The organism is Herbaspirillum sp. UBA812, from assembly GCF_002296545.1.
Taxonomy (GTDB): domain Bacteria; phylum Pseudomonadota; class Gammaproteobacteria; order Burkholderiales; family Burkholderiaceae_D; genus Herbaspirillum; species Herbaspirillum huttiense.
In genome coordinates this window covers 1-15,799 of record NZ_DBIC01000174.1, presented here as the reverse complement: position 1 = coordinate 15,799, position 15,799 = coordinate 1, and the positions used below count along the sequence as shown (strand labels likewise).

Below are 15,799 nucleotides of genomic sequence, written 5' to 3'. Positions count from 1 at the left end.
TGGTTTTCCTGCTTCTGCTGGGCGTCGGCGAATTTAAGGTTGACGCCGGCCTGCTTGGCGGCGTCCTTGATCGATACGGTATTGGCGGTGCGCCATTCACTTTCGGCACCCACCTGGGAGAAGCCCATGGTCAGTGGTTTGTCGGCGGCAAAGGCGGGGAAGCTCACGGCGCTGCCCAGGCTCATGCAAATGGCTGCGCCCAGAAGCGCTCTTCTCTTCGAATTCATTGTCAGTCTCCGTTGACAGGGAATTGTGGACTTCCCTTTGTTCTATGCGTGAGGTGCGCTGCGCCGGAATGCGTTTGACTTGTAGGTATGGATTGGAAGCGGCGCGGTGCGGTTGGAATCGCGGACAGCCCTGATCGTCCTTGATTCGCGCTCCATATTAGGCAAGCGACCAATTCGCATCCAATGAATTTTTAATGTTTCTCGATATCGTTTCGCACATCGTTGGGGCAGCGCGCCCTGCCTGTGCATCGTGCTGGCGCATGCCGGCCACGCATGCTGCCTCACTGCGGACGACGCGCATTTTTGATATCGTTTGCGATGATTTTTTCATTATTCCCTATCGGAGTGCGGTGATAGGATCAGCCAGATTTTTTTTGAAGCGCACTGCATGAAGACCGGGCGCGAACCCACGTGAGCCAACTCCTTCTTCCTGCCGACGACTTCAGACAGCCCCAAGGGGGACGACGCGATGGACAACGCGTTCCCGTGCCCACGATGCACGCAGCACTCCATAACAAGATACGAGACACCATGCCATCCCGAGCAAGCGATGCCCAACGTGCAGGCTCCCAGGGGCTGCCGGAAATCCATACCCTGCAATCAGGGCGCCAGCGTCTGCACGTACTGCCGACGCTGGGCGGCGCACTGGCCGGCTGGGAATGGCAACGTGACCGCAAGTGGCTGCCGCTGCTGCGTCCCTGGAGTGCCGACCCGGCCGCGCTGTACGCGACCGCGTGCTTCCCGCTGCTGCCCTGGTCCAACCGCATCACCGGCGGCGGCTTCGATTTCAACGGCAAGCATTATCCGCTGAGCCCCAATCGTCCCGGCGAACCCTATCCCATCCATGGCGACAGCTGGCGCCAGGCCTGGACCATCGTGTCCCAGGCCGACGACCGGATGGCGCTGGAACTGGATTCGCATCGCTGCGACGGCAACCCCTATGTCTATCGTGCGCGGCAGGTGCTGACCCTGCGCGAGAACGCGCTGGAAATCGAATTGCGCGTGACCAATACGGGCGAAGAGACCCTGCCCTATGGACTGGGCCTGCATCCGTATTTCCTGCATGACGCGCAAACCCGCCTGCAATTCCGTTCGCGCGGAGTGTGGCTCTCCGGGCCGGACCGCATCCCTACCGGTTTCTCGCGGGAACTGCCGAGCGGCTGGGACTACAACCGCGCCGCCTCGCTGCAAGGCGGCCTGATCGACAACTGCTTCGAAGGCTGGGACGGTCTGGCCATGATCGAGGATCCGGCACGCGGCCTGCGCCTGCAGATGCACACCACGGATCGCAGCGGCTATGTGCTGATGTTCCGCCCCAATGGCCTGCCGTATTTCTGCCTGGAACCGGTCACGCATCCCATCGATGCCTTCCACCAGCCGAACCAGCCCGGCCTGATCGCGCTGGCACCGGGAGAAGACATGGTGCTGCTGACCCGTTTCACGGTCTGCGAGATCGCCCAGGAGCCAGTCCGTGCCACCACCCAACAGACAAGCCTGGCGCGCTGACGCCGGCAAAGAATGACGATGAACCAAGCACTGAATCAAGACTGCGCCCTGATTGCCCTCGACTGGGGGACCTCCTCGCTGCGCTGCTATCGTTTCGATCGCAGCGGCCAGGTGGTGGAGCGCCGCGCCCATCCCTGGGGCATCATGAACCTGCCGGCCGTGGGCCACGGCGAAGATGCCCACGCCCCCTACCGCGCCGCGCTGGAAGCCGCTTGCGGCGACTGGCTCAAGGCCGCGCCCGCCGCCCCCCTGATCGCCGCCGGCATGGTCGGCAGCAAGCAGGGCTGGCGTGAAGCCGCCTATCTGAACGTGCCGCTGGCCCCCGCGCTGATCGGCAGCCAGCTGACCGAAGTCGACACCGGCCTCGGCCGTCCGCTGTGGATCGTGCCGGGCCTGCTGGAAGCCGGTGCCCTGCCCAATGTGATGCGCGGCGAAGAGACCCAGGTCATCGGTGCCCTGCAGACCCGTACCGAGCGCGAGCTGCTGATCGGCCTGCCCGGCACCCACTCGAAGTGGGTGCGCGTGGTCGAGGGCCGCATCGAACATTTCGATACTTTCATGACCGGCGAAGTCTATGGCGCGCTGTGCGGCCACACCATCCTGGGCCGCACCATGCAAAAACCGGAGGTGGCCGATGACGAAGCCTTCCTGCGCGGCGCCGGCGTGGCCAGGACCGCACAAGGCAAGAGCGGCGTGCTCTCCAACATCTTCAGCAGCCGCACCCTGGGCCTGACCGGTGAACTGGCGGCCGAGGCGCAGCCTGACTATCTCTCGGGCCTGTTGATCGGCCACGAGATCGCCGCGCTGAAGAACCTGTATCCGAGCACGCCGGGCATCGTCCTGATCGGCGACCCCGGCCTGTGCCGCCGCTACCAGCTGGCGCTGGACCTGTATGGACTGGGCCCGGCCGCCGAGGCCGGTGCCGCCACCGAAGCGGGCCTGTGGATCCTGGCGCAGCACGCCGGCCTGCTGGCCTGATCGCCCCCTTTACTGCACCACCTACGACGCACCCGGACAAAAGACCATGAGCACCCATTCCCAACGATTCCACGACGCCCTGCGCAGCACCGGCATGATTGCCATCCTGCGCGGCGTGCGCAACGAGGAAGCCGAAGCCATCGGCGCGGCCCTCTACGAGAGCGGCTTCCGCATCATCGAAGTCCCGCTGAATTCGCCCGAACCGCTGGCCAGCATCAGCATCCTGCGCAAGAGCCTGCCGGCGGACTGCATCGTCGGTGCCGGTACGGTCTTGAAGCCCGCGCTGGTGCAAGACGTCAAGAATGCCGGCGGCGAGCTGATCGTCATGCCCCACAGCGATGGCGCCGTGATTCGTGCCGCACGCGATGCCGGCCTGTACAGCGCACCGGGCGTGGCCACCGTGACCGAAGCCTTTGCGGCGCTGGACAACGGCGCTGACGTACTCAAGATGTTCCCGGCCGAACAGCTGGGTCCCCAGGTGGTCAAGGCCTGGCGTGCCGTGATCGCCCGCGACATCGCGTTGCTGCCGGTCGGTGGCATCACGCCCGAGGGCATGGCGGTGTTCCGCGCGGCCGGTGCCTCCGGCTTCGGCCTGGGATCGGCGCTCTACACGCCGGGCCTGTCCGCCGACGCAGTGCGCCAGCGTGCAGAGGCCTTCGTGGCGGCCTGGAAGGCGCTGGGCTGATTTCCGGCACACCCGATTCATCGTTGTCACCGATCGCACAGCGATCATTCATCTACAGAACAGATTAAACGCATAACCGGACCGAACAATGAAAATCACCAAGATCTCCACCTTCATCGTGCCCCCGCGCTGGTGCTTCCTCAAGATCGAGACTGACGAAGGCATCGTCGGCTGGGGCGAGCCCATCGTGGAAGGCCGCGCGCACACCGTCGCGGCGGCCGTGGACGAGCTGGCCGACTACCTGGTCGGCAAGGACCCGCGCAACATCGAAGACCACTGGACCGTGCTCTATCGCGGCGGCTTCTACCGTGGCGGCGCCATCCACATGAGCGCCCTGGCCGGCATCGACCAGGCCCTGTGGGACATCAAGGGCAAGGCCCTGGGCGTGCCGGTGCACCAGCTGCTCGGTGGCGCGGTGCGCAACTCGATTCGCGTCTATTCCTGGATCGGCGGCGACCGTCCGGCCGATACTGCAGCGGCGGCCAAGAACGCCGTGGCCCGTGGCTTTACTGCCGTGAAGATGAACGGCACCGAAGAACTGCAATTCATCGACAGCCACGACAAGATCGAACTGACCCTGGCCAACGTGCAAGCGGTGCGGGAAGCCGTGGGCCCGAACGTGGGTATCGGCGTGGACTTCCACGGCCGCGTGCACAAGCCCATGGCCAAGGTCCTGATCAAGGAACTGGAGCCGTACAAGCTGATGTTCATCGAAGAGCCGGTGCTGTCGGAAAATTCGGAAGCCCTGAAGGAAATCGCGCACCTGACCTCGACCCCGATCGCCCTGGGCGAGCGCCTGTATTCGCGCTGGGATTTCAAGCGCATCCTCTCCGAGGGCTATGTGGACATCATCCAGCCGGACGTCTCGCACGCCGGCGGCATCACCGAGACCCGCAAGATCGCCATGATGGCCGAAGCCTACGACGTGGCGCTGGCGCTGCACTGCCCGCTGGGCCCGATCGCGCTGGCCTCCTGCCTGCAGGTCGATGCCGGCAGCTACAACGCTTTCATCCAGGAGCAGAGCCTGGGCATTCACTACAACGAAAGCAATGACCTGCTGGACTACATCCGCGACAAGAACGTGTTCGCGTATGAAGACGGCTACGTCAAGATCCCGCAAGGCCCTGGCCTGGGCGTCGAGATCAATGAAGAGTATGTCCGTCAGCGCGCCGAAGTCGGCCACCGCTGGCGCAACCCGATCTGGCGCCACAAGGATGGCAGCTTTGCCGAATGGTAAAGCGACAAGCCTGAACCTCCTCCTCGGTAGTCCCTCAACCCGGTCCGGCGCAAGCTGGCCGGGTTTTTTTGCGTTTGGCGAAATGCCAAACAATAATCCTGCCCTAACATGAGCAGCGCATATTTCACCACAAACACCCATTTCAACATATGTTGAAATAAGCTATTTTAGTGAAAATATGGATTGACAATTTCATCAATAATGCTATTTTCAGCATATGCTGAAAACACGCCATTCAATGAAATCCTTCGAGACCCAAGCAGCCCATGCCCTGCGCTCGTTGCTGCTGCAGGTGCCTGCGCTCAAGTTGCTGGACATCGAGCGCGAGACCGCCAGGGCGGATTCAGGCATCGATTTCACTGCGCGGATCAAGGTCGCAGGCAAACGCCATGCATTGGTGTGCGAAGCCAATTCCTCGGGGCAACCGCGCCATGTGCGCCATGCCTTGCTGACCCTGCGCGATTACATGTCGCACCACGCAAAGGACGCCACGCCCGTCCTGATCGCCCCTTACCTGTCTCCCGATGCCCAGGCGCTGTGCCGTGAACATGAAGCCGGTTTCCTGGATTTGGAAGGCAATGCCCGCCTGGTCTTTGACGGCATCTTCATCGAACGGCAGGTGGCCAGCAAACCCGTTGCCGACCGACGGGCACTGCGCTCCTTGTTCAGACCGAAATCAGCGCAAGTGTTGCGGGTGTTGCTGCGCGACCCGCAGCGCGTCTGGCGCGTCATGGAATTGGCTCAGGCAGCGGCGGTCAGCCTCGGCCACGTCAGCAATGTGCGCACGGCTCTACTGGAGCGCGAATGGGCCCAGGTGGCGGAGGGTGGCCTGTTCCTGTCAGAACCGGATGCCTTGCTGGATGAATGGCAGGACGCCTATACACCACCGGCCGGTGAGCGTCTGGCTTTCTACACGCCCCTGCACGGAAGCGCCTTTGAACAGGCGGCACGGCACGCCATGCGCCGTCACCGGGAGGACGAACTCCCCGCAGCCGCATTTTCATCGTTCTCGGCGGCGCAATGGCTGGCCCCCTACGCCAGGACCGGAACCCATTATTTCCAGGCGACCGAAGCCGGGTTGGAATCACTGCAGTCCGCCCTGAAGCTGTCCTCTGCGGCCAAAGGCGAGAACGTCATGGTGAACCTGCTTGACGACGCCGATCTTCTTCGTGACACGCAGGAACCCGCGCCCGGCGCGGTCTGCACCAGTCCCATTCAAACCTATCTAGACCTGCACCACGCAGGCGAACGCGGACGGGAGGCCGCAGACCATCTCAGAAAGACATTGCTCACATGGAAAAGCTGACGCCCGGCGAACCGCAATCCGCCACTGATTACGATGATCGTACAAGTACTGCAGTCAAAAAAGTCCTGATCGAAATCGGTCAGATCCTGGGGAGTTTCAAAGGCAAATTCGACAGCGTCGACGGTTTCGGACCTACCTGTGTGCGCCACTTCGTCGAGCAATCGCAGGTCCTCGGCGAACGTACACCTGAACAATGGCAACAAGATGCCTATGGCCAGATTGATCTCTGGCTGAGGGCGCTCGGCATCAGAGGGCCAGCGTGATTCATCTGTGGAATCGATCAAGCTGATCTGAATAATCCATTTAACGAATGAATCAAAAACTGGCAAAGTGACGATCTTTGACTTTCGCCAGACCTCTCCATGCATTCAGGCAGCTCATCCGCACCCGCTTTCCACCCGCACCGCATCCGCAACGCCACCCGTGCCACCATGGCGCAGTTCTTCGTCAACGGGGCCACCTTTGCCACCTGGGGCATCCTGATTCCCTCGGTGAAGGATCGCTTCGCCCTGTCGGATGCGGTGCTGTCGCTGGCCATGCTGGCCGTCGCAGGAGGCGCCCTGCTGACCATGGGCCAGTCCGGCAAGTGGATCGCGCGCGTGGGAAGCGCGCGCGCCCTGCGCCAGGCCGGCATCCTCTACGCGGCCACGCTGCTGCTGATCCCGCTGGCCCCGCAGTTCTGGATGCTGGTGGCGCTGCTGCTGGTGTTCGGCAGCGCCATGGCCGCCTTCGACGTGGCCATGTCGGTCCAGGCCGCGCTGGTGGAAGGCGGCCGCAGCCGGCCCATCATGTCCACCCTGCACGCCATGTTCAGCATCGGCGGCATTGCCGGCTCGGCGCTGGGCGCCCTGCCCGGCCTGTCGCCCCTGGCGCACGCCGCGCTGGTAGCAGTGGTGACGCTGTCGGTGGCCTTGTCCATCGGCCCCTTCGCCTTGCCAGACGATGTCCATGATGAAACCGCGAGCACACCCGGTGCTGACAAATCCGCCCGCCGCATGGTCCTGGTGCTGGGCGTGATCTCCTTCCTCGCACTCATGTGCGAAGGCGGCATGTATGACTGGGCCGCCGTGTACATGCGCGACATCGCCCAGTCGCCCGCCGCCTGGGTCAGCTACAGCTACGCCGCGTTTTCTACCGGCATGGCGGCCGGGCGGCTGACCGGCGACCGCATCCGTGCACGCATCGGCGGCCTGCGTACGCTGCTCTGGAGCGGGGTGGCGGGAGCTGCCGGCATCGCGTTGGCGGCGGCCTTGCCGACACCGCTGGCGACCATGGCCGGCCTGCTGCTGGCCGGGCTGGGCATTGCCAACCTGATGCCGATCTTCTTCCTGGCCGCTGCGCGCGTACCGGGCATGCCGGCTGCCGAGAGCATCGCCGCCGTGGCGCGCTTCGCCTACGTCGGCATGCTGCTGGGGCCGGTGTGCATCGGGGGCGTGGCCGAGCACCTGGGGCTGCGGGTGAGCTTCGTGGGGGTGGCACTGGTGATGATGGTGGTGGCGCTGTTCGGGCCTCGAGCGGTCAAACGCTTCATCTGACGACGGCGAGGGCAAGCGAAATCGGCTACAGTGGCGCGCACCCCTGAAGCCTTCTTCATTTCGCCCCCAAACCACCCATGCCAGCGCTTGCCCGCCCTGCTCCCCTGCTGATCCTCGCCACCACGGGCACCGCCGGCGACATGCTGCCCTTCCTCTCGCTCGGTCTCGGCCTGCAAGCGCGGGGACATCGGGTACTGATGGTGGTGCCGCGATTTCATGCGGCCTTGTTCGAGCAAGCGGGACTGTCCTGCCATCCCCTGGGCAGCGTGGAAGAATTCCAGGCCGTGCTGGCCAATCCGGACCTGTGGGATGAGCGCCGGGGCTGGCAGGTGATCTGCCGGGCCGCCGTACCCTATATCGATGCCTGCACCAGCTGGTGGCTCAATTGCCTGCCGAGGAAGAGTGCGTCATCCTCAGCCATCCCTTGCTGGTCCCGGCGGCTGACATTGCACGCACGCTGCGCCCCGGACTGCGCGTCGTCGCCACCTATCTCGCCCCCTCCAACCTGTGCAGCAGCCATGACCTGCTGGCCATGGGATCGCTGCCCGTCCCCGGCTGGCTGCCGCTGCCCTGGCGCAAGACCCTGTGGTCACTGGCGCACCGCTGGATGATCGATCCGCCCGCGCTGCCCGCGCTCAATGCCGTGCGGGCCAGGCTGGGATTGCCGCCGGTGGCGCATTTCTTCGCGCACGTGATGCAGGCACCGGATGCATCGCTGGGATTGTTCCCGGACTGGTTCGCCGCGGTCCAGCCGGATTGGCCGCAGCCTTTCCTGAGCGGACAATTTCCGCCACCTTCACCGCCTTCGCCATCGGACTGGACACCGGCCCTGCGGCAGTTTCTCGACGCTGGTCCGGCACCCATCGTCTTTACGCCAGGCTCCGGCCACCAGCATGCCGCGCAGTTCTTCGCCAGCGCTGTACGGGCTGCACAGGCCCTGGGCCGCCGCGCGCTGCTGGTGACCCGGCATCGCGAACAAGTGCCGGCGATGTTGCCCGAGGGCGTGCTGTGGCAGTCCTATGTGAGCTTCGATGCCCTGCTGCCGGAGGTGGCCGCCATCGTCCATCACGGCGGTATCGGCACCACCGCCGCTGCCTTGCGGGCGGGCGTACCGCAACTGGTGGTGCCGTTTGCCTACGATCAGTTCGACAATGCCTGTCGGGTCAGACGGCTGGGGGTTGGCGACATCATTCCGGCCAAACGGCTTTCCGCATCACGCCTGCAAGCAGCGCTGGCGCGCCTGCTGGCAGCGCCTGACGTGGCGCAACGCTGCCACGCCATTGCCCGCTCGATGCAGGCCAGCGAACATCCGGAAGGATGGGCAGAGCTGGCGGAACAGGCGCTGCTGCCGGGACGCTGATTCAGCTATTTTCCCGGGCCTGCGCCTGCTCCATCAACAACTCAAGGAACGCCGCTGGTGCCGCATCCAGCACCAGAACGCCATTGCGGGCCGCAGCCTTGTGCGTGACCACCAGCTCCCAGCACAGCTCCACCCCGCGCAGCTTGACGCTGGCCAGCTTGCCACGCCGTGCATGCACCAGATCGCGCGGCAACAGTGCCACGCCCAGTCCATGCCCAACCAGGTCAAGCAAGGTCACCAGATCACTGACCTCGAAGGCCACGCGACGCCGCAAGCCTGCTTCCGCAAAGCCGCGATCCACCAGCGCACGCGTACCCAGCCCGGTTTCGAAATCGACGAAGCCCTCGCCGGCCAGTTGTTCCAGTGTCACCGAACGCGCCTTGGACAGACGATGACTGGGATGGCAGGCCAGCACCAGTTCGTCGCAGGCGATAATGTGTTGCTGCAAACCCTCCCCGCTCTCCTCGATGGGCAGGATGGCCAGGTCCAGCTGGCGGGCATCGATCTTTTCATTCAGTTCGCCCGCCGCGCCCTGGCACAGCCGCACCTCCACCGCCGGATGACGACGGTGGAAACGCGCCAGCAGCGCCGGCAGATCGACGAAGGAGGGCAGGCTCTGCACCGTGCCGATGGACAGCCGGCCACGCCGCATGGCATTGACGTCGGCCACGTTGGTGGCCCCCTGTTCCAGCGCCGCCAGTGAACGGCGGGCACTCTCCAGGAAAGCCTCGCCAGCCGCCGTCAGCTCCACCCGGCGCGTGGTGCGCACGAACAAGGCGGCCGCCAGTTCTTCTTCCAGCAGGCGGATCGAGGACGACAGCGCCGATTGCACCACATGGCAGCGCGTGGCCGCCCGGGTAAAACTTTTTTCTTCTGCCAGCGCAATGAATTGGCGCAGTTGCCTCAGTTCCATGGGTTCGTGTTGGTTGGTGATGCTGTTGGATTGATCGATGCCATGAATGAATCATGCCCGCTGCATCGATTCTACTGACAAGTCCGCGCCAGCACGGCTGTGGAAAAAAGTCTGCGCCGCTCCTCGAAAAATCGCCATTCCCGGATGCCGATGCGGCAGCCGTCTGCCAGCCCGGCTAAAATAGTCGCCCGAACGACCGCTGCGCACCGCGCAGCACCCACCGAACAGACAAGCATGAGAAAAGTGAAGCTGCGCAACGCCGCAGAAATCGCCCAGGCCCGCGTGGCCGGGCAACTGGCGGCCGAAGTGCTGCATATCGTGGCCGAGCACGTCAAGGCTGGCGTCACCACCGACGAACTGGACCGCATCTGCCATGACCACATCGTCAAGGTACAGCAGGCCACCCCGGCCAACATCGGCTACCACGGCTTCCCCAAGACCATCTGCAGTTCCGTCAACGACGTGATCTGCCACGGCATCCCCGGCGGCCAGGTGCTCAAGGATGGCGACATCATCAACATCGACGTCGCCGTCATCAAGGATGGCTGGTACGGCGACTGCAGCCGCATGTACTTCGTCGGCTCCCCCAACGCCACCGCGCGCAAGCTGGTCAACACCACCTACGAGGCCATGTGCGCGGGCATCCGCGCAGTGCGCCCGGGCGCGACCCTGGGCGATGTCGGCCACGCGATCCAGACCGTGGCCCAGCGCGACGGCTTCTCGGTGGTGCGTGAATATTGCGGCCACGGCATCGGCACCATCTACCACGATGAACCGCAAGTGCTGCACTACGGCCAGCGCAACAGCGGCCTGCCGCTCAAGGAAGGCATGATCTTCACCATCGAACCGATGCTCAACGCCGGCAAGCGCCACACCCGCCAGCTCGACGACGGCTGGACCGTGCTGACCGCTGACGGCTCGCTGTCGGCCCAGTGGGAACACATGGTGGTGGTCACCGCCAAGGGCTATGAAATCCTCACACCCTGGCCGGAAGGCTGCGGCGACTATCCTTCCATCGCCACCCGCAACTGACCTGCCTGCGCATCAATCCGGTGGCGGCTCTCAGCCTGCCACCACCTCGATGGGAAAGTCCGAGAACAGGTCCAGCTGATCCTGTTCCGGCGTCCCGCCCACCACGATCCCCGAAAACACTTCCAGCGTGCTGTAGAAGGCCGGACGAAAACGGCCCAGCTTGCTCTGGTCGATCACCACGTAGCACTCCGCCGCGCTGGCGATGGCTGCCTGCTTGATCGGCACTTCGTGGAAGTTGGAACAGCTCACGCCGCGCCGCGCATCCACCCCGCCCGCCGACAGGAAGGCCTTGTTTACGCCCAGCCGCTTGAGATAGGCCACGCCCTCTTCGGAAGCAAACGAAGCCGATGACGGGTGATACAGCCCGCCCAGCAGGATCACCTGCGTATTGGGACGCTGGCTGACGATGTTGGCAATGTTCAGGGAATAACAAATCACGCTCAGGCCGATATCAACCGGCAAGGCCTCCGCCAGATGCGTCATGGTGGTGCCGCAGTCGATGAAAATGCTGTCCCCCTCTTGCACCCGCTGCGCCGCGCGCTGGCAGGCCAGGCGCTTGCGCTGGGCGTGCTGGTCGGCTTCGCGGTCGATCGAATAGCGGTTCTCGCCAGCGCCGGGACTGCTTTCCAGCACGTGGCCGCCGAGGCAGATCAGCGGCGAATCGTCGGCGGCCAGGTCGCGCCGCACCGTCATCACCGTCACTCCCAGCACTTCGGCAATGCGCGCCAGCGGTGTCGGGCCCTGCTCGCGGATCATGTCCTGCATGCGCGAGAGCCGCTGGGCGCGCGCGCGTTCGCCCAGCGTGGGTTGAGGGACCGGCTTTCCGGTCGACGTCGGGGTCATCGATGCCATGAGGCGTTTTCCTGATCGGGAAATGTTGCAGATAAAAAAAGGTTGCGCCTTAAAAGTTATGGATGTAACGTTACAGCCATTAAATGTTATTTGCAAAACATTTAGCGCGTTGGGCCACATTGTAGCGAGGCCGGCGGACGGCGTCGATGCATGCAAGAGCCAAGCCTGACCCAGCGCAAGCAGCACATGGAAGAGACCTGCCCGTCGGCACCAGCCTACGGTAATTAACTAAAAGTTACGCAGCCATGAACATGACCAGCAAGACCCCTTCCCTGCGCCGTGCGCAGGGCGAGGCCGACATCGTGCGCGAGGATAGCGCGCCCGCCGGCCATCCGCGCAACAGCGTGCAGCCCTATGACGCTGCCGCCTTCGAACATTTGCGCATCAACCTGAGCGCCGCTGAAAAGCGCGTCGCCACCTTGAAGGGCCGCCGCTCGGTCAAGAAGGATGCGCAGGCCGCCTGGCTGCTCAAGGCCATCACCTGCATCGATCTCACCACGCTGTCCGGCGACGATACCCCGCAACGCGTGCGCCGCCTGTGCGCCAAGGCTGCCAATCCGGTGCGCGCCGATCTGCTGGAGGCGCTGGGCATGCAGGCACGCGGGCTGACCACGGGTGCGGTGTGCGTCTATCACCGCTTCGTGAAGACGGCGGTGGAAGCGCTGGAAGGAAAGAATATTCCGGTGGCGGCGGTGTCGACGGGATTTCCGGCAGGTCTCAATCCGCACGCCCTCAAGCTCAAGGAAATCGAAGCCTCGGTGCGCGATGGTGCCGCCGAGATCGACATCGTCATTACTCGCGAACACGTGCTTACCGGCAATTGGGAAGCGCTCTACCGCGAGATGCGCGACTTCCGCCAGGCCTGTGGCGACGCCCACGTCAAGGCCATCCTCGCCACCGGCGAACTGAAGACCCTGCGCAACGTCGCCAAGGCCTCGATGGTCTGCATGATGGCGGGCGCTGATTTCATCAAGACCTCCACCGGCAAGGAGAGCGTCAACGCCACCCCGCTGGTCTCGCTGGTGATGCTGCGCATGATTCGCCAGTACCAGGAGATGACCGGTATCAAAGTCGGCTACAAGCCCGCAGGCGGAGTAGCCACGGCCAAGGACGTCCTCGAATACCAGGTGCTGATGAAGGAAGAACTGGGTGACGACTGGCTGCAACCCGATCTGTTCCGCGTGGGAGCCTCCAGCCTGCTGGCCGATATCGAACGCCAGCTGGAACACCACGTCACCGGCCGTTACTCCGCCTTCAACCGGCATGCCATCGGCTAAGCCACCCTGCACGGACAAGCACAATGAGCGTTTCCACCTATTTCGACACCATGGATTACGGCCCCGCCCCCGAGAGTGACAAGGATGCCCGCGCCTGGCTGGCCAGCCACGAGGCCTCGTTCGGCCACTTCATCGCGGGACGTTTCACCCAGCCCGGCGGCCAGCTGGAAGATCTGGATCCGGCCAGCGGCAAGCGGCTGGCGCATCTCACGCAAGGCTCGGCGGCGGATGTGGATGCCGCCGTCAACGCCGCCCAGGCAGCATTGCCCGCCTGGCAGGCGCTGGGCGGCCATGGCCGTGCGCGTCACCTCTATGCGCTGGCCCGCACCGTGCAACGCCACGCCCGCCTGCTGGCGGTGCTGGAGACCATGGACAACGGCAAGCCACTGCGCGAATCACGCGATGTGGACGTGCCACTGGTGGCGCGCCACTTCTATCACTACGCCGGCTGGGCGCAACTGCAGGAAAGCGAATTCCCCGATCATGTTCCGATGGGCGTGGTCGGCCAGATCGTGCCGTGGAATTTCCCGCTGCTGATGCTGGCCTGGAAGATCGCCCCGGCGCTGGCGCTGGGCAATACGGTGGTCCTGAAACCCGCCGAAGACACCTCGCTGACGGCCCTGCTCTTTGCCGAACTGGCACAGCAGGCCGGGCTGCCAGCGGGCGTGCTCAATATCGTCACCGGCGATGGCAGCACGGGCGCGGCCATCGTCGCGCATCCCGGCATCCAGAAAATCGCCTTCACCGGCTCCACCGAAGTGGGCCGCCTGATCCGCGCACAGACCGCCGGCAGCGGCAAGTCGCTGACGCTGGAGCTGGGCGGCAAGTCGCCCTTCATCGTCTTCGATGACGCCGATATCGATGCCGCCATTGAAGGCGTGGTCGATGCGATCTGGTTCAACCAAGGGCAGGTCTGCTGTGCCGGTAGCAGGTTGCTGGTGCAGGAAGGCATCCACGATCTCTTCATCGCGCGGCTGAAAAAGCGCATGGAAAAACTCAAGGTCGGCGCACCGCTGGACAAGTGCAGCGACATGGGTGCGCTGATTTCCCCGGTGCAGCTGGAACGCGTGCGCCGCCTGGTCGAGCAGGGTGTGCGTGAAGGTGCGCAGTGCCATCAGGTGGCCCTCGATGTGCCGCCCGGCGGCTGCTTCTATCCGCCCACGCTGCTGACCGGCGTGCATCCCGCTGCCACCGTGGCCACCGAGGAAATCTTTGGCCCGGTGCTGGTGGCGATGAGTTTCCGCACGCCCGACGAAGCCGTGCAACTGGCCAACAACAGCCGCTACGGACTGGCCGCCAGCGTCTGGAGCGAGACCATCGGGCTGGCCTTGGGCGTGGCCCCGCAGTTGAAAGCGGGCGTGGTGTGGATCAACAGCACCAACCAGTTCGATGCTGCCGTCGGTTTTGGTGGCGTGCGCGAATCCGGCTATGGCCGCGAGGGTGGACGCGAAGGCTGCTACGAATACCTCAAGCCGCGCCATCGACTGAACCGCGCGCAACGCAACGCCGTATCGGCCACGCCGGCCGGCGCGCGCAAGGACTCTCCGCTGCAAGGCGGCCTGGTCGACCGCACTGCCAAGCTCTACATCGGCGGCAAGCAGGTCCGTCCGGATGGCGAAGTCTCCATGGCTTGCCACGCGGCCAGTGGCGAACGTCTGGAAGACGTGGGCCTGGGCAGCCGCAAGGATATCCGCAACGCCGTCGCCGCTGCCGTCAAGGCCGGTGGCTGGAGCAGCGCAACTGCCCATCGCCGCGCCCAGGGGCTGTATTACATCGCGGAAAACCTGTCAGCGCGCGCCGATGAATTCGCGCGCCGCATTGCCCTCACCACCGGCGTCTCCGCCGAGGCCGCGCGGGCCGAAGTGGACGCCGCGATCAAGCGCCTCTTCAGCTATGGCGCCTGGGCCGACAAGTACGACGGCGCCGTGCACCAGCCACCCCTGCGTGGCGTGGCCCTGGCCATGCCGGAAGCCATCGGTGTGGTCGGCGTGGTCTGTCCGGAAGAACAGCCGCTGCTGTCCTTCATCAGCCTGGTGGCGCCATTGATCGCCATGGGCAATCGCGTGGTGGCCGTGCCGAGCCAGCAAGCAGCGCTTGTCGCGACCGACCTCTATCAGGTACTCGATACTTCGGACCTGCCCGGCGGCGTCATCAACATCGTCACCGGCAAGAGCGCCGAACTGCTCACCGTACTGGCCGAGCATGACGAGGTCGATGCCCTGTGGGTACGCGGACCGGCCGAGTTCTCGGCGACGGCAGAGCGGCTGTCCGTCGGCAATCTCAAGCGCTGCTTCGTGGATCACGGCGAGGTCACCGACTGGCTCGATGCTGCGCAAGCTGAAGGCAGCGAATATCTGCGTCAGGCCACGCACGTCAAGAACATCTGGATTCCTTATGGCGAATGAAAACCTTGTGCTTCAGCGCAATACGGTTTTCCTGACGAAGTCCTGACGATACGCTGACTAATAAACCGAAAGAAATGAAATCTTGAAATATTAGTTTTTTACGGTGAACAATCAAGCTGAACAAGGACTCCCAAGCAACAAGATTTAGATTTATTCTATAAGCATACTTATAAAATCCACAGGAGACGACATGCTTAAAAATCTGCATCCTTTATTGAACGCCGATGTGCTCTACGCCTTGCGCGCGATGGGACACGGTGACGAACTGGTCTTGTGCGACGCCAATTTCCCGGCCGACTCGGTGGCCCGCCAGACGGTACTGGGCAAGGTGCTGCGCATCGATGGCGTGGGCACCACCGAAGCTGCGCGCGCCATCCTCTCGGTGCTGCCGCTGGACAATGCCGTGGAGCAGCCGGTGCGGCGCATGGAGATCATGGGCGAACCCGCCACCATCCCGCCGGTACAGCAGGAACTGCAACAGGAAGT

14 protein-coding genes and 2 pseudogenes are annotated in these 15,799 nt (G+C 64.1%); 13 read left to right on the top strand and 3 right to left on the bottom strand.

All coding sequences use genetic code 11. The annotated features are described in order from the left end of the window. Positions 1–227: pseudogene (locus B3873_RS11715) on the bottom strand (LacI family transcriptional regulator); the annotation flags it as partial. 531 nt (positions 228–758) lie between these two features. Between B3873_RS11715 and B3873_RS11710 the strand changes: the two are divergent. From B3873_RS11710 to B3873_RS11670, 9 genes and pseudogenes are all read left to right on the top strand, one after another. Beyond that, on the top strand, positions 759–1,733 hold the full coding sequence (locus tag B3873_RS11710; protein ID WP_039789114.1) for an aldose 1-epimerase: 975 nt from the start codon (positions 759–761) through the stop codon (positions 1,731–1,733). A gap of 18 nt (positions 1,734–1,751) precedes the next feature. Beyond that, the gene (locus tag B3873_RS11705; protein WP_286866179.1) at positions 1,752–2,711 is read left to right on the top strand and encodes a 2-dehydro-3-deoxygalactonokinase; all 960 of its coding nucleotides are present in this window, start codon (positions 1,752–1,754) and stop codon (positions 2,709–2,711) included. A 46-nt stretch (positions 2,712–2,757) separates the two neighbouring features. Beyond that, positions 2,758–3,396 (top strand): 2-dehydro-3-deoxy-6-phosphogalactonate aldolase, encoded by a 639-nt coding sequence (locus B3873_RS11700; RefSeq protein WP_039789118.1) that lies wholly within the window; start codon positions 2,758–2,760, stop codon positions 3,394–3,396. An 88-nt stretch (positions 3,397–3,484) separates the two neighbouring features. Continuing rightward, positions 3,485–4,633, top strand: coding sequence for a galactonate dehydratase (dgoD, locus tag B3873_RS11695; protein ID WP_039789119.1), 1,149 nt, complete (start codon positions 3,485–3,487; stop codon positions 4,631–4,633). A 217-nt stretch (positions 4,634–4,850) separates the two neighbouring features. Beyond that, positions 4,851–5,939, top strand: a complete 1,089-nt coding sequence (locus tag B3873_RS11690; RefSeq protein WP_039789120.1) for a type IV toxin-antitoxin system AbiEi family antitoxin — start codon at positions 4,851–4,853, stop codon at positions 5,937–5,939. After that, positions 5,927–6,202: a hypothetical protein gene (locus tag B3873_RS11685; RefSeq protein ID WP_276841518.1), complete on the top strand. Its 276-nt coding sequence runs from the start codon at positions 5,927–5,929 to the stop codon at positions 6,200–6,202. The genes B3873_RS11690 and B3873_RS11685 overlap by 13 nt, the downstream gene beginning before the upstream one ends. 99 nt (positions 6,203–6,301) lie before the next feature. Then, positions 6,302–7,474, top strand: coding sequence for an MFS transporter (locus B3873_RS11680; protein WP_286866173.1), 1,173 nt, complete (start codon positions 6,302–6,304; stop codon positions 7,472–7,474). Between the two features lie 77 nt (positions 7,475–7,551). Further along, positions 7,552–7,770 (top strand): annotated as a pseudogene (locus B3873_RS26625) (glycosyltransferase); the annotation flags it as partial. 80 nt (positions 7,771–7,850) lie between these two features. After that, positions 7,851–8,834, top strand: a complete 984-nt coding sequence (locus B3873_RS11670) for a glycosyltransferase (protein ID WP_286866172.1) — start codon at positions 7,851–7,853, stop codon at positions 8,832–8,834. Between the two features lies 1 nt (position 8,835). On the opposite strand, the gene B3873_RS11665 is transcribed toward B3873_RS11670, so the two are convergent. After that, positions 8,836–9,747 carry a LysR substrate-binding domain-containing protein gene (locus tag B3873_RS11665; protein ID WP_276841303.1) on the bottom strand — a complete coding sequence of 304 codons (912 nt, stop codon included), beginning with the start codon at positions 9,745–9,747 and terminating at the stop codon, positions 8,836–8,838. A gap of 234 nt (positions 9,748–9,981) precedes the next feature. Here B3873_RS11665 and map point away from each other — a divergent pair, with 234 nt between their 5' ends. Beyond that, positions 9,982–10,779, top strand: a complete 798-nt coding sequence (gene map, locus B3873_RS11660) for a type I methionyl aminopeptidase (protein ID WP_034336051.1) — start codon at positions 9,982–9,984, stop codon at positions 10,777–10,779. Positions 10,780–10,809: 30 nt separating this feature from the next. On the opposite strand, the gene B3873_RS11655 is transcribed toward map, so the two are convergent. Then, a complete protein-coding gene (locus tag B3873_RS11655) occupies positions 10,810–11,631 on the bottom strand; it encodes a DeoR/GlpR family DNA-binding transcription regulator (protein ID WP_034336049.1) in 822 nt (273 codons plus the stop codon). Between the two features lie 245 nt (positions 11,632–11,876). Here B3873_RS11655 and deoC point away from each other — a divergent pair, with 245 nt between their 5' ends. The 3 genes from deoC to B3873_RS11640 form a co-directional block, all read left to right on the top strand. Then, positions 11,877–12,908: a deoxyribose-phosphate aldolase gene (gene deoC / locus B3873_RS11650; protein WP_286866168.1), complete on the top strand. Its 1,032-nt coding sequence runs from the start codon at positions 11,877–11,879 to the stop codon at positions 12,906–12,908. A 23-nt stretch (positions 12,909–12,931) separates the two neighbouring features. Beyond that, positions 12,932–15,313 carry an aldehyde dehydrogenase family protein gene (locus B3873_RS11645; RefSeq protein ID WP_286866167.1) on the top strand — a complete coding sequence of 794 codons (2,382 nt, stop codon included), beginning with the start codon at positions 12,932–12,934 and terminating at the stop codon, positions 15,311–15,313. Positions 15,314–15,503: 190 nt separating this feature from the next. After that, positions 15,504–15,799 (top strand): RbsD/FucU family protein (locus tag B3873_RS11640; protein WP_286866166.1); only part of this gene is annotated, 296 nt, incomplete at its 3' end.